Source organism: Ectopseudomonas oleovorans (assembly GCF_003052605.1).
In the GTDB taxonomy this organism is placed as follows: Bacteria; Pseudomonadota; Gammaproteobacteria; order Pseudomonadales; family Pseudomonadaceae; genus Aquipseudomonas; species Aquipseudomonas oleovorans_A.
In genome coordinates this window covers 23,161-38,283 of sequence record NZ_QASO01000142.1, presented here as the reverse complement: position 1 = coordinate 38,283, position 15,123 = coordinate 23,161, and the positions used below count along the sequence as shown (strand labels likewise).

General features: G+C 63.7%; 9 protein-coding genes and 1 pseudogene. 6 read left to right on the top strand and 4 right to left on the bottom strand.

The features are described from left to right. The first annotated feature begins 48 nt into the window (after positions 1-48). The 6 genes from DBO86_RS25430 to DBO86_RS25405 all read left to right on the top strand — a co-directional run bounded on the left by DBO86_RS25430 (position 49) and on the right by DBO86_RS25405 (position 8,639). Positions 49-2,880, top strand: a complete 2,832-nt coding sequence (locus DBO86_RS25430; protein ID WP_108235213.1) for a valine--tRNA ligase — start codon at positions 49-51, stop codon at positions 2,878-2,880. Positions 2,881-3,098: 218 nt separating this feature from the next. Next, the gene (nhaC, locus tag DBO86_RS25425; RefSeq protein ID WP_108235212.1) at positions 3,099-4,529 is read left to right on the top strand and encodes a Na+/H+ antiporter NhaC; all 1,431 of its coding nucleotides are present in this window, start codon (positions 3,099-3,101) and stop codon (positions 4,527-4,529) included. Positions 4,530-4,675: 146 nt separating this feature from the next. Next, on the top strand, positions 4,676-4,972 hold the full coding sequence (locus DBO86_RS25420; protein WP_003459649.1) for a winged helix-turn-helix domain-containing protein: 297 nt from the start codon (positions 4,676-4,678) through the stop codon (positions 4,970-4,972). A gap of 32 nt (positions 4,973-5,004) precedes the next feature. Continuing rightward, complete coding sequence (locus DBO86_RS25415; protein WP_108235211.1) at positions 5,005-6,834, top strand: SLC13 family permease; 1,830 nt, start codon at positions 5,005-5,007, stop codon at positions 6,832-6,834. Between the two features lie 169 nt (positions 6,835-7,003). Then, positions 7,004-8,005, top strand: a complete 1,002-nt coding sequence (gene rlmF / locus DBO86_RS25410; protein WP_108235210.1) for a 23S rRNA (adenine(1618)-N(6))-methyltransferase RlmF — start codon at positions 7,004-7,006, stop codon at positions 8,003-8,005. A 64-nt stretch (positions 8,006-8,069) separates the two neighbouring features. Then, a complete protein-coding gene (locus DBO86_RS25405; RefSeq protein ID WP_177326190.1) occupies positions 8,070-8,639 on the top strand; it encodes a substrate-binding periplasmic protein in 570 nt (189 codons plus the stop codon). Between the two features lie 103 nt (positions 8,640-8,742). On the opposite strand, the gene DBO86_RS25400 is transcribed toward DBO86_RS25405, so the two are convergent. The 4 genes and pseudogenes from DBO86_RS25400 to DBO86_RS25380 form a co-directional block, all read right to left on the bottom strand. Next, entirely contained in the window at positions 8,743-9,285 is a 543-nt protein-coding gene (locus tag DBO86_RS25400) for a hydrolase (protein ID WP_084342409.1), read from the bottom strand. Positions 9,286-9,287: 2 nt separating this feature from the next. Beyond that, positions 9,288-12,722: an SbcC/MukB-like Walker B domain-containing protein gene (locus DBO86_RS25395; RefSeq protein ID WP_108235209.1), complete on the bottom strand. Its 3,435-nt coding sequence runs from the start codon at positions 12,720-12,722 to the stop codon at positions 9,288-9,290. A gap of 199 nt (positions 12,723-12,921) precedes the next feature. Beyond that, positions 12,922-13,959, bottom strand: a pseudogene (locus DBO86_RS25390) (IS630 family transposase). Between the two features lie 203 nt (positions 13,960-14,162). After that, on the bottom strand, positions 14,163-15,077 hold the full coding sequence (locus DBO86_RS25380; RefSeq protein WP_108235208.1) for a WYL domain-containing protein: 915 nt from the start codon (positions 15,075-15,077) through the stop codon (positions 14,163-14,165). Positions 15,078-15,123 lie beyond the last annotated feature (46 nt).

Genomic DNA, 15,123 nt, shown 5'->3' with positions numbered 1-15,123 from the left:
GTATACTTGTCGGCTTTTCCGATCAGCCGTCAAAGGGTCCCGCCGCGCATGGACAAGACCTACCAGCCGCACGCCATTGAAACCGCCCTGTACCAGAACTGGGAAGCCAAGGGCTATTTCGCCCCGCAAGGCTCGGGCGAGCCCTACACCATCATGATCCCGCCGCCGAACGTCACCGGCAGCCTGCACATGGGCCACGGCTTCAACAACTCGATCATGGACTGCCTGATCCGCTTCCGCCGCATGCAGGGCCGCAATACCCTGTGGCAGCCAGGCACCGACCACGCGGGTATCGCCACGCAGATGGTGGTCGAGCGCCAGTTGGCCGCCGATGGCATCGGTCGCCACGACCTGGGCCGCGAGAAATTCCTCGAGAAAGTCTGGGAGTGGAAGGAACAGTCCGGCGGCACCATCACCCGCCAGATCCGTCGCCTGGGCAGCTCGGTGGACTGGTCGCGCGAGCGCTTCACCATGGACGAAGGTCTGTCCGAAGCCGTGAAAGAAGCCTTCGTCCGCCTGCACGAGGATGGTCTGATCTATCGCGGCAAGCGCCTGGTCAACTGGGACACCAAGTTCCACACCGCCATTTCCGACCTGGAAGTGGAAAACCACGACGAGAAAGGCCACCTGTGGAACCTGCGCTACCCGCTGGCCGATGGCAAGAAAACCGCTGAAGGCAAGGACTACCTGATCGTCGCCACCACCCGTCCGGAAACCATGCTCGGCGACTCCGCCGTGGCCGTGCACCCGGAAGACGAGCGCTACAAGGCGCTGATCGGCAGTTACGTCGAGCTGCCGCTGGTGGGCCGCCGCATCCCGATCATCGCCGATGATTACTGCGACCCCGAGTTCGGCACCGGCTGCGTGAAGATCACCCCGGCGCACGACTTCAACGACTACGAAGTGGGCAAGCGCCACAACCTGCCGCTGATCAACATCTTCGACAAGAACGCCGCCGTGCTGACCACCGCTCAGGTGTTCAACCTCGACGGTAGCGTCAATGAACAGATCGAAGCGAACATTCCGGCGCAGTTCGCCGGTCTGGATCGCTTCGAGGCGCGCAAGCAGATCGTCGCCGCCTTCGAGGCTGCCGGCCTGCTGGAAAAGATCGAAGACCACGCCCTGAAAGTGCCGAAAGGCGACCGCTCCGGCACCGTTATCGAGCCGTGGCTGACCGACCAGTGGTACGTCTCCACCAAGCCGCTGGCCGAGAAAGCCATCGCCGTGGTCGAGAGCGGTGAAATCCAGTTCGTGCCCAAGCAGTACGAGAACATGTACTTCAGCTGGATGCGTGACATCCAGGACTGGTGCATCAGCCGTCAGCTGTGGTGGGGCCACCGCATTCCGGCCTGGTACGACGATGCCGGCAACGTCTACGTGGGCCGCGACGAGGCGGAAGTACGCGCCAAGCACAACCTCGGTGACATCGCCCTGCGCCAGGACGAAGACGTGCTGGACACCTGGTTCAGCTCCGGCCTGTGGACCTTCTCCACCCTCGGTTGGCCGCAGCAGACCGATTTTCTCAAGACCTTCCACCCAACGGATGTCTTGGTGACGGGCTTCGATATCATCTTCTTCTGGGTCGCCCGGATGATCATGCTGTCCACCCACCTGACCGGACAGATCCCGTTCAAGACCGTGTACGTGCACGGTCTGGTGCGCGACGGACAGGGCCAGAAGATGTCCAAGTCCAAGGGCAACGTGCTCGACCCGCTGGATATCGTCGACGGTATCGATCTGGAATCGCTGGTGGCCAAGCGCACCAGCGGCATGATGCAGCCCAAGCTGGCCGAGAAGATCGCCAAGCAGACCCGCGCCGAATTCCCCGACGGCATCGCCGCCTACGGCACCGACGCCCTGCGCTTCACCAACCTGGCGCTGGCCTCCACCGGTCGCGACATCAAGTTCGACATGGGCCGCGTCGAGGGTTACCGCAACTTCTGCAACAAGCTGTGGAACGCCGCCAACTTCGTTATCGAGAACACCGATAACCAGGACACCGGCATCAATGGCGAAACCGTAGACCTGTCGCCGGTAGACCGCTGGATCATCTCCGCCCTGCAGCGCTGCGAGCAGGACGTGACCCGCCACCTCGATGCCTTCCGCTTCGACCTGGCCGCCCAGGCCTTGTACGAGTTCATCTGGGACGAGTACTGCGCCTGGTACTTGGAACTGGTGAAGCCCGTTCTGTGGGACGAAAACGCGCCGATCGAGCGCCAGCGCGGCACCCGCCGCACCCTGGTGCGCGTGCTGGAAGTGATCCTGCGCCTGGCCCACCCGTTCATGCCCTTCATCACCGAAGAAATCTGGCAGCGCATCAAGGCCCAGGCTGGCGTCAGCGGCGAGACCATCATGCTGCAGGCCTGGCCGGTGGCCAACGAAAGCCGCATCGACACCGCTGCCGAAGGTGACATCGAGTGGGTCAAGCAACTGATGCTCGGCGTACGCCAGATTCGTGGCGAGATGAAGATCTCCATGGCCAAGCGCATCGACATCATCGTCGCCAACGCCAGTGCCGAAGACCTACGCCGCCTGGCCGACTTCGAGCCGCTGCTGAGCAAGCTGGCCAAACTGGAATCGGTGCGCGTACTGGCTGCTGGTGAAGAAGCGCCGATGTCCGCCACCACCCTGGTCGGCGAGATGGAAGTGCTGGTGCCGATGGCCGGGCTGATCGACAAGGACGCCGAACTGGCGCGCCTGGACAAGGAAGTTGCCCGCCTCGAAGGCGAGGTCAAGCGCGTCGGTGGCAAGCTGGCCAACGAAGGCTTCGTCGCCAAAGCCCCGGCCGAAGTGCTGGAGAAGGAGCGCGCCAAACTGGCCGAGGCCGAGCAGGCCCTGGCCAAGATGGTCGAGCAGCGCGGCAAGATCGCCGCACTCTGATCACCGCGCGACACCCACAGACCCGCGCCCCAACCGGCGCGGGTTTGTTTTTTTGGGAAGGCCGTCAGCCCAGCTCGTAGGGTGGGCTTCAGCCCACAATCGATACTGCGCCTCAATTGAGCCGCCCTCGCAAAGCCCGTCCAACAATAGACTTGGCCTTTTCATAAGAGCGCCGCCACGGCCTCTACCCCTTGTTTGATCAATCCCCCGGAACACCCATGACCGCCCGCGCCCCTTCCCTGCTCGACGCCTTGCTGCCAATTGGCGTGCTCGTCGTGCTGCTCAGCCTCTCCGTTTACCTGTTTGGTGACGCCTCCTCCAGCGGCCCGAACCAGATCGCCCTGATGAGCGCCGCCTTCGTCGCCGGCCTGGTCGGCCTGAAGAACGGCCTGCGCTGGGCCGAGATCGAGGAAGGCATCCTCGCCGGCATCCATATGGCGATGAAGGCCAACCTGATCCTGCTGGCGGTCGGCGCGCTGATCGGCACCTGGATTCTCGCCGGCACGGTGCCGACCATGATCTGGCTGGGCCTGAAGCTGATCAGCGCCGAGTACTTCTACCTCACCAGTTGCCTGATCTGCGCGCTCACCGCGCTGTCCATCGGCAGCTCGTGGACGGTGGCCGGCACCCTCGGCATCGGCCTGATGGGCGTGGCGGCCGGGTTGGGCCTGGACCCGGCGATCACCGCCGGGGCGATCATTTCCGGCGCCTACTTCGGCGACAAGCTGTCGCCACTATCGGACACCACCAACCTGGCGCCAGCGGCAGCCGGCGCCGACCTGTTCGCGCATATCCGCAACATGCTGCGTACCACGGTGCCGGCGTTGCTGATCGCCCTGGCGATCTTCTTCACCCTCGGCCAGCAGGCCAGCGCCGAACATGACACCAGTCGTATCGCCGAGGTGCTGAGCGCGCTGGAGGCACAGTTCAAGCTCGGCTGGCACCTGCTGCTGCCGGTGGCCTTCCTGCTGCTGCTCGCGGTGCGCCAGTGGGCCGCCTTCCCGGCGGTGTTTCTCGCCGCCCTGCTCGGCGCCGTATTCGCCATAGTGTTCCAGCCAGAAGTGATGGCGCGCCTGGCTGACCCACAAGCCGGCGTCCTGGCGCCACTGAAAACGGTATGGACTGCGCTGTTCGCCGGCTACGCGTCGGCCAGCGGCAACGCCGAACTCGATGGCCTGCTGTCCAAGGGCGGCATGGCCAGCATGCTCACCACCGTCTGGCTGATCATCTGCGCCATGTGCTTCGGTGGCGTACTGGAGCGCCTCGACCTGCTGCAACGCCTGCTGCAAAGCGCACTGCGTTTGGTACGCAGCAACAGCGGCCTGGTCGCCAGCACCATCACCACCACTATCGGCACCAACATCATTACCGCCGACCAGTACATCGCCCTGGTGCTGCCGGGACGCATGTACCGTGCCGAATACGAGAAACGCGGCCTGGCGCCGACCAGCCTGTCACGCGCGCTGGAAGACGGCGGCACCCTGACCTCGGTGCTGGTGCCGTGGAACACTTGCGGCGCCTACATGGCCGCCACACTGGGCGTGGCAACGCTAAGCTACCTGCCGTACTGCTTCTTCAACCTGATCATGCCGGTGCTGGCCATCGCCCTCGCCTATCTGCTGCCACCCAGGGTGCAAACGGCCGTTTGAGTCATACGCACTGACGCCGCCGAACGCCCGGCACCTCTGCATTGGCTGACGGCCTGGCATGCGGGGCTACCTCAACGGTGCCAGCGGCTATATGCTCAGGCCATTCGCCGGCTTCGGTGGCGAGGATCAACGCATAAGGACTTCTCATGCAGACGAGCAAGACCCGCACCAGCTTCTACCGTCGCCTCTACGTGGCCTGGCTGATCGACAGCGGCCAGGCCGTCAGTGTGCCGGCACTGATGGACGTTACCGGCATGCCCAGGCGCACCGCGCAGGACACCCTGGCCGCCCTTTCCGAGCTGGATATCGACTGCCAATTCGAGCAGAACGAGGGCGAACGCAACAACGCCGGTCACTACCAGATTCGCGACTGGGGGCCGATCGACAAACGCTGGATTGCCGCCAACCTGCAGCAGATCAAAACCACGCTCGGTTATCCCTGAGATAATTCGTCCCATATCTCCTGGGAAGTACGATGAATCCTGACCTGCTCTGGGTGCTGGGCCTGCTGGCCGGCGCCGTCACCCTCTTCATCATCGGCAAGCCACGCATGGACGTGGTCGCCCTGCTGGTGCTGGTCGCCCTGCCGCTGACCGGCGTACTCGACCTGCAACAGACCCTGGCCGGTTTCAGCGACGCCAACGTCATCCTGATTGCCGCGCTGTTCGTCATCGGCGACGGTCTGGTGCGCACCGGCATCGCCTACCGCCTGGGCGACTGGCTGGTGACCAAGGCCGGCAGCAGCGAGACGCGCCTGCTGATTCTGCTGATGTTGGCCGTGGCCGGGCTCGGCTCGGTGATGAGTTCCACCGGCGTGGTGGCGATCTTCATCCCGGTGGTACTTGGCGTCGCCGCCCGCCTGCGCATTGCTCCGGCACGCCTGATGATGCCGCTGGCCTTCGCCGGGCTGATCAGCGGCATGCTGACCCTGGTGGCCACCCCGCCCAACCTGGTGGTGCATGCCGAACTGCGCCGTGCCGGGCTGGAGGGTTTCGACTTTTTCGCCTTTACCCCCATCGGCCTCACCGTGCTGCTGCTCGGTATCGGCTACATGCTGCTGGCGCGCCGCTGGCTTGTGCGCAGCGAAGCAGGAGGCAACAACGAACCGCCACACCTGACTCTGGCCGATCTGGCCGAGCGCTATCGCCTGGGTGAGCGCGAGCGACGCCTGCAGGTGCGCGCCGACTCGCCCCTGGCCAATCAGGTGCTCAACGAACTGCAACTGCGCCGCGAACACGGCATCAACGTCATCGCTGTCGAACGTCGCCAGCGCCTGCGTACCCTGCTGCTGATGGCCAGCGGCAACACCCAGCTGGAACCAGGCGATGTGCTGCTGGTGGATATAGCCAGCCCCACCATCGGCCTGCTCGGCAGCTACCAGGCGCTGGGCCTGGAGCCCATGCCGCTGGCGCATTCGTATTTCAGCCTGCACGCCCATGAACTGGGCTTGGCCGAAGTGGCGCTGCCGCCGGAGTCGCAACTACCCGGCAAAACGATTCAGGAACTGGGCTTTCGCTCGCGGCACAAGCTCAACGTGGTCGGCCTGCGCCGTCAGGGCCAGGCGCTGGAAGGCGTGCTGGTGGACGAAAAACTCAAGGCCTCCGACACCCTGCTGGTGGCCGGCGCCTGGCGCGACATCCACCGCCTTCAGGGTCTGAGCCGCGACTTTCTGGTGCTCAGCCTGCCGGCGGAAGTGGCCGAGGTGGCGCCTGCCGCACGCAAGGCGCCCTACGCATTGCTCAGCCTGGCAGTGATGGTCGTGCTGATGGTTTTCGGCTTGGTGCCCAACGTACAGGCCGCACTTATTGCCTGCCTGCTGATGGGCGCGTTTCGCTGTATCGACCTGGACAGCGCCTACCGCGCCATCCACTGGCCGACGCTGATTCTTATCGTCGGCATGCTGCCTTTCGCCCAGGCCTTGCAGCAGACCGGCGGCGTCGAGCTGGCCGTGCAGGGCCTGGTGGGCGGCCTGGGCGATGCCGGGCCGCATCTAATCCTGGCCAGCCTGTTCGTGCTTACCGCGGTGATTGGCCTGTTCATTTCCAACACAGCCACGGCGGTACTGATGGCCCCGGTGGCCATCGCCACGGCGCAGGCGCTGGATGTGTCGCCCCTGCCCTTCGCCATGACCGTGGCCCTGGCTGCCTCGGCCGCCTTCATGACGCCGATCTCCTCGCCAGTGAATACCCTGGTGCTCGGTCCCGGCCAGTACCGTTTCGGCGACTTCGTGCGCATCGGCGTGCCCTTCACCCTGCTGGTGATGATGGTCAGCGTGCTGCTGGTGCCGCTGATCTTTCCGCTGTAGGAGCTGACTTGCCAGCGATCATCCGCTACCGCTGATCGCCCGCAAGCGGGCTCCTACAAGAGCAGAAACGTAAGAGGCACCGCGCGCACCAGCTTCCCTTGTCCCGAATGCAGTGCGTGCCTGGCCCGACTATGGGAAAATCGCGCGCCCGACTCGTCGATGCCCGTTCATGCCCAAGCCACCTAAACGCCCGCGCAAACCTGCCCCTGCCGCTGTAAAGACTGCACCAAGCAAGGGCCAGTTGCACCCACGCAACCGTCACCAGGGGCGTTACGATTTTCCCGCGCTGATCAAGGCCAGCCCCGAGCTGGGCCAGTTCGTGATCACCAACCCCTATGGCAAACCCAGCATCGACTTCGCCAACCCGGCGGCGGTCAAGGTGTTCAATCGCGCGCTGCTGGCGCAGTACTACGGCATCCGTCACTGGGACATACCCGACGGCTACCTGTGCCCGCCGATTCCCGGTCGCGCCGACTATTTGCACAACCTCGCCGATCTGCTGGCGACCGACAATGATGGGCAAATACCTCGCGGCGCCAGAGTGTACGCGCTGGATATCGGCGTCGGGGCCAACTGCATCTACCCATTGATCGGCCATTGCGAGTACGCCTGGCACTTTATCGGCGCCGATATCGCCCCGGCCGCGCTGGCCTCGGCGCGGGCCATCGTCACCGCCAACCCGCAACTGGCCAGTGGTATCGAACTGCGCCTGCAGGCCAATCCCGAGCATATCTTCCTCGGCCTGCTGGGCAGCGAGGAGCGTATCGACCTGACCCTGTGCAACCCGCCCTTCCACGCCAGCGCCGCCGAGGCCACCAGCGGCAGCATGCGCAAATGGCGCAACCTCGGCAAGCTCGACCCCAAACGCCAGTTACCGGTACTCAACTTCGGCGGGCAGGCGGCCGAGCTGTGGTGCCCCGGTGGCGAGGCCGCCTTTCTCAAGCGCATGGCCAGCGAAAGCGCGCAGGTCGCCGAGCAGGTGCTGTGGTTCAGCAGCCTGGTATCGAAAGGCGGTAACGTTGAACTGCTGCAAGGCTGGCTGGCCAGGGCCGGTGCGGTCGAGGTACGCATCCTCGGCATGTCTCAGGGTCAGAAGCAGAGCCGCCTGGTGGCCTGGACGTTCAAGGACGGACAAGCCCGCTGCGCCTGGCGCGACAGCCGCTGGCGCTGAGACCTACTGGTGCGCACGGCGTACCCTACCCGGAGGCGACGTTGATACCGGGTTGGGCCGCAGGATGTGCCGTGCGCACTGCTCGCCCTACCAGGGCAACCAGCCGCCCAGCGCCAGCCAAAGCCCGGCCACGGCCATGCTCAGCGACGCCCTGCTCGATGAACAGCTCGTGTTCTTTCACCTGAAAACGCAGCCCTTCGACTGGCTGCACTTCGATGACCTCAGCGGCATGACCCTCGGCGGCGGCCTGGAATACAGCTACGGGCCGGCATTCGATGCCTTTCTCGCCAAAGGCAAGGTGCGCATCGAACGAGTGTCCAGCGACCGGCAGAACTTCGAGAAGCTGCTCAAGGAGCGCGTGGTGCTCTACCCGCAGGAGCTCAACGTCGGCTACGCCGCGCTGCGTCACGAGTTCTCCAGCGCCGATGCCGAGCGCATCACCCACCACCCCAAACCGCTGCTGGTCAATCGCAGTTACCTGATGCTGCCCAAGCGCCTGGCGCAGAGCGAAGCGCTACGCGAACGTTTCAACGCTCGCCTGCAACAATTCCGCGACGACGGTCGTTACCAGAAGTACTTCGACGACCTGCAGGCTGGCCACTACCAACCCGGGCCGGAAGATGCCGCGCCATAACCGAAAAAACGTGGCGCCTGGATTCCCGCCAGCGCGGGAATGATGAGAACTCCAGACAGCCGTCATCCCCGCGAAGGCGGGGACCCAAATGAGCAGTCAATGATCAGCGAATAAAGCCCTTGCTGACCTCGCGAAACAGCTCGGTGCCAGCCTGTTCCAGCCACTCGAAGGCGACCATCTCACGCGACACGATCACCGCCCCGGCACGCTCCATGCGCCCCAGGCCCAGCGCCTTGTCGCGCGGGCGGCGTGAGCCGACGGCTTCATCCACCACGAATACCTCACGCCCGGCCGCCAACAGGCCCATTACCGTCTGCAGCACGCAAACATGGGTTTCCGTGCCGCAAACGATGAACTGCTGGCGCTCGCCACCGGGCAAATCGAACACCCCGGCCCCGGCCGTGGCAGAAAAATGAATCTTCTCGCGCAGGCCATCGCCCGGCAGCAGTTCATGCAGGGCCGGCTCGGTGTAGCCCAGCCCCTTGGGATATTGCTCGGTGGCGATCACCGGCACCTGCAGGCGCTGCGCCACGCGTACCAGCCAAGTGGCATGCTCGACCACCGCCGCGCCGCCATCGATGGCGGGCAACAGGCGTTCCTGCAGGTCGATCACCAGCAGGGTGGAATCCTTCGCTCGCATCAACATCGTCATGCCCCTTCTTTGACTGCAAAACGTGCGTCGAGCCGGCTGTAACCCAGGCCAACGCCCTTGTGTACCCGTAACTGCACCGGAATGCGTTCCTTCATTGCCTCGACATGGCTGATCACGCCGATGGTCTTGCCGCTGGCGTTGAGGTTATCCAGCGCGTCCAGCGCCACCTCCAGCGTCTCGCCATCGAGGGTGCCGAAGCCTTCGTCGAGAAACAGCGAGTCGATGCTGGTCTTGTGGCTGACCAGATCCGACAGCGCCAGGGCCAACGCCAGGCTGACCAGGAAACTCTCGCCACCGGACAGCGTGCGGCAGTCGCGTGCCACATCAGCCTGCCAGGTGTCGCAGACCTCCAGCTCGAGTTCGCCGCTACCCTTGCGCGCCAACTGGTAACGCCCGTGCAGACGCGTCAGTTGGCGATTGGCCAGGTGGATCAGATGATCGAGGGTCAGGCCCTGGGCGAACTTGCGGAACTTGGCGCCGTCGGCCGAGCCGATCAGGCCGTTGAGCTGTTGCCACAGGCGCTGCTCACTCTCCTGCGCACTGATTTCGGCGAACAGCGACTGCTGGCTGCTGCGCCGCGTCTCGTCGGCCTGCAACTGCGCACGCAGCTCGCCCTGGCGCTGGCTCAGGGCACGCAATTCGCTCTGCAGTACCTGCAACTGCTCATCCAGTTCACCAAGCGCCAGCTCTGTCTGCGGTGTAGCGCTGAGTTGCTGCAGATGCGCGTCGGCGGCAGCCAACAGCGTCGAAGCCTCGGTAAGAGCGCGCTCCACACGTGCCTGCAAAGCCGCCAGACGCTCTCGCTCGCCCTCGTCCAGCAGCGCAGCGAGAAACGCCGCAAGATCGCTGAAAGGACTGCCCGTCAGAGCCGTCAGCCAGTGCTGCTCGGCCTCGCTCGAGCGTTGCTGCAGCTGCAGCAACAAGGTCTGCTGACTCTGCTCGCGGCCGCGCAACGCATCGCTTTCGCGCTGGGCACTGGCCAGGCTGTTGGCGGCCTCATTCAACGCCAGTTGCGGCTGTGCCGATGGCTCGGGTTCAGCCAGCGTCAGCGCACCTTCGTCCTGCCAGCGCTGTTGCCAGTGCCCGGCCTGTGTCTCGGCGTCGGCGAGCAAGCGCTGCGCCTCGCGCTGCTGCTCCTGCAATTGCTGATCCTGCGCCTGGGCCTGCTGCCAGTCGCGCCATGCCTGCTCCTGCTCGTCCAGCCAGAGGCCAGCGTCCGACGGCAACTCAACAGCAAAGCCCTCCAGACTGCTCAGCAGCATTTGCTCGTGGCGCCGAAGCGCCTGCTGCAAACGCTGCAGGTCCTGGCCCTGCTCGGCTTGTCGCGCCTGCAGGTTCTCCTCATCACGCGCCAGTAGCGCCAGGCGCTGCTGCGCATCAGCCAACGCCCGCTCGGCCACTTCACGTGCACCACGCGCCTGTGCCAGTTGCGCCTGCCCGGTCTCGACCAAGGCGAGTCGCGTCTGCAGATGCGTCAGGCTCTGCTCGTGCTGGCGCTGCAGTTCGCGCAAAGCGGCGCCGTCAGATATCTGCAAGGCCTGCTCGATCAGTTGCTGCTGCCACTGCGCATCCTGCTGAGCGGCCTGCTGGCTCGCCTGCTCCAGTTGCTGCTGAACCTGAGCGATCTGCGTGACCAGCCGAGTCAGCTCGTCACGCAGGGTGCCGCCTTGGCTTTCCAGCTGCGCCAGTTCGTTGCGGCACTGTTCCAGCGCCTGGCGCGTGGCGGAGACGTTGAGCGCCTGGTACTGACTGACCGCCGGATGCTCGTGCGAACCACACAACGGGCAGGCTTCGCCGGGCTGCAGCTGGGCGCGGTAGGCTTCCAGATCCTGAATGCGCTGCTCCTGTTCAAGCAGCTTTTCCTTGTCGGCCTGCTGTTGCTTGAGCGCCTTGTAACGCTCGCGCAGGCCGGTGATTTCATCGTTCTTGCGGGTGTGCTGTTGCTGCAACTGAGCCAGACGCGGGGTCAACTCGGCGACCTGTGCAGCCGTTTGCTCACGGCTCTGCGCCAACTGTTCCAGACGATCCAATACGCGCCCTTGCACTTGCAGTTGCTGCCAACGCTGGCGCAGTCCGGCCTCGTCGCCCTCGCCCAGCAGGACCTGCAGCTCGCTCTGCTGCCTGGCCTCGCTGGCGCGCGCATCCTCCAGCCGCTTCAGCGCGTCGGCCTGCTGCACACCGAGCTGATCACGCTGCTGCTGCAAGGCGGCGAGCTGTTCACCCTCCTGCGCCATGCGTGCGTGCAGTGCCTGTTGCTCCTTGAGCAGTTGCCCGCGCTGATCGAACTGCACACGCCAACTACCCAGAAGCTCGCCCAGGCGTTCCCGTTGCGGCGCAGTACTCATGCGTGCGTGCAGCGTTTCACGCTGCCCGGCCAGACGCTGCAGCTCCTCGTGACGCAGGCTCGCGCTTTGCTGGGCATAGCGGCTGGCCAGCCAGAGTTGCTGGTGCTCGCGCTCAGCGCTGTGGCGTTGCTGCTGATGCAGGTCATCCAGCACCTGCTGTGCCTGCTGCCTGTCCTGCTGCGCCTGCTGCCAGGCCAGATACAGCGGCTGCAATCGAGCTGCCGGCTCACTGGCGGCCAGGCGCTGCAGTTCACCGGCTGCCTCGTTACGAGCCTGCTGGGCCTGCTGCAGTCCGAGTCGCGCCTGCTCCCGTTGCTGCTCGGCCTGCTGCAGTGCCTCACGCCAACGGCGCTGGGCCTGCAGAGCCTGCTGCCGGGCCAGCAGCGGCGACTCCTCCAAGCTCAGACGCTGCTGCTCGGCCTGCAGCTCGGCGCGCTGCGCTTCGTCGAGCAACTCCATGCCCTGAGCGCGGCTTTTCAGCAGATTGAGTGCCTGTTCGGCAGCCTTGGTGCGCTCGTAGACCTGCTGCGAGATCTGCCCATACACCTCAGTGCCGGTCAGTTCCTCCAGCAGCTCGGCGCGCTGGTTGGCATTGGCTTCGAGAAACGCCGCAAAGCCGCCCTGGGCCAGCAGCATGGACTTGGTGAAGCGCTCGAAATCGAGGCCGGTCAGCTCGGCGGTGAGACTTTCCTTCTCGCGAATCTTGTCGGTGAGGATTTCACCATCGGCGATACGTGCCAGCTCGACCTTGGGCGCCTGCAACGCACCGTCGACCTTGTCGCGCGCGCGGCGCTGGCTCCAGAAGGCGCGGTAGCCCTGCCCCTTGACCTCGAACTCGACCTCGGCCAGGCAGTCGGCGGTATGCCGCGTCATCAGCTCGTTGCCACTGGCCGACAGCGTGCTCATGCGCGGCGTGCGGTGATACAGGGCTAGGCAAATGCCGTCGAGCAAGGTGGTCTTGCCCGCACCGGTCGGCCCGGTAATGGCGAACAGGCCGCTACCGGCGAAAGGCTCGGCAGCGAAGTCGATCTTCCACTCGCCCTTGAGGGAATTGAGGTTCTTGAGGCGCAGGCTGATGATTTTCATGCGGGAATGGCTAGCCGGGAATCAGGCAGGCATTCTGGCATTGTTGGCCGCTGGCTGCAGCGGCTTGGCTGGTTCAGCCGCCTGCGCGGACTGCAGAACGACCAAGGCGGTAGATTTCAAGAACAGCCTGAATATGTGAATGCAACCGCGCTGGCGACGGGATCGAAAAGCTATTAACCCGGCAATCAAATACCCCGAATCATGCTGCGTAGGCGATACGTGGATGCCGGAAATAAGAACGGATCTTTCAGGGTGTAATTGCAATCGTCTCATGACCGAGCGAACACGCCTTTCCAGTTCGTCCTGATTACACGCCGGCAAGCCCGTACGAACCTGATGTTTCAAATCACAATTCAGATACTCGGTCAGGGTTCAACTCCGGGGCATAGGCCGGCAAGAAGAACAGTTCGATTTGCTCTTTGCGGTCGCCGACCCAGGCACTCACCTTTTTGCTGTGGTGTACGCGCAGGTTGTCGAGAATCAGGAACACCTTGCGGCCCTGAGCATCGCGAATCAGGCGACTCAGGAAGCGAATCAGCGCTGGGGCTGTCAGCGTTTCCCGATACAGCATGAAGCGCAGTTTGCCCCGATTGGTCACGGTGGAAATCATGTTGGTGGAAAAACGACTGCCGCTGACCAGGCGCTCCGGCGTTTCGCCAATAGGGGCGTAGCTGCGGCCAGCATGGCTGTCACTGCGCATACCGGTTTCGTCGCCCCACTGAATCTCACCATTCTCAGCCTTGGCCCGCTGTGCGATGCGTGGATATTCATTATCCAGCCAGTGCTGAACCACTTCAGGTTTCTGCTGATAAGCCCGATGCAGCGGTCGCTGCGGGGTGTAGCCCCAACGCTTGAGGTATTCACCAACCGTTCGAACCGGCATGAGAAAACCACAGCGCTGGCGGATCAGTTCTCGCACCGCATCACGCGTCCAGAGCGCAAAGCCGAGCTTGAGTTGCTCGGGCATCTTATCGGTCATCAAGGTGCGAATCAGCACTTCCTGGCTGGAGCTCAAACTGCGGCGATCACCCTGGCGCACACCACGCTGGCCGCCGGCTATGGCAGCCTTTTCGCCTTTATGTTCTGCGACCTGCGCCCAGTGAGCAATAGTGCGGGGGTGAACACCAACCGCTTCGCCAATAGCCTTGTAGGTGTAACCCTGCTCACGCATGCGTAGGGCCGTGGAGCGCTTTTCACGTTGTTCTTGGGGGCTGAGTTTGCGGGCATCTATTTTCATGGAGGTAGATTATGCAATATGCCCTATTTATTTGCCATATTAATAGAGCGCCGCGGACCACCAGATGCACTGAGCACGCTCACCGAGGAAGCCGACGAGGGGCCTCATTTGCAGCAGGGTGGATAGGTAGGATTCCTTCATTTCATTTCTCTTTGTTCGTTGGTTTTTCCAACACGACCCGCGTAGGCTGATGCATCTGTTGATCAGTCATTAGCAGCTCCCGCGCCAGAGCTACCTGGTGCCGCATATCCCGGGGCCAGCACAGCATTGCGCACGCCGTAGATGGCAAGGTGGTCTCTCAGCCAAAGCCGGTACTCATGCCCGCGGAGGCTGTGGTCAGGAGAGCAGTCGACACTCCATTTGCGCAGGATGTATCCAGCCGTGGCAGCGCGCAGCTTCATCCGCAGCACGCCGTCGCGCATGCCGTAATCCATTTCGGTGATCTCCGGCCGGGGCTGATCCGGGTGCGGCACCAACTCCAGTTCGACGATCCGCGTCCACTGGATGTCTTGATCGCTCATCTCATGGGCTGCAACTGGCCGCCCCTTGAGCACGACAGGGTTCTTGATCCGGGTGATGACGAAATCCCGGAACTCCTGGGACTTCCGGTCGAAGGCGCGGACATGCCAGCGCAGGCCGTTGTCGATCAATGCGAAGGGAACAATCTCTCGTTCGGACTTGCCACTTGAGATCGAGTAATAGTCGATAGCAAGTGCGCATTCCTGGTGAATCGCTCGAGTCACACTTGCCAACACATCCAGATCTGGGTGCGTAAGCCGCGACGGACTCTCGCTGGCCACCCACACCTTGAGTCGCATCGGCTCGCCGTCTCCAAAGCCTTGCGTTAGCCACGACATCACCCGTTCCGGGGGATAGTCGAACACGGGCCGGAAGTCCGACCCCAGGACGTAGGCCTTGCCTTTCGGGTCATATTCGATGTTGCCCGGAGACAACTCCTTATAAAGCGCTAAATCCCGAGTTGCCGCTGCGGACTGGATGCCAAACCGCGCAACCAAGTCCTGCCGGCGGATCTCCCCCACGAAGCGCACACGCAGCTCAATGAAGGCGAGCCGGTCGCGTTGTGGCTGGGTTAGATCTGCAAGCTGTTCGTTCGACATCCTGGCTAGCTCGTTCGGGTTAGCGAATGCTTGTGTGGGTTATTGC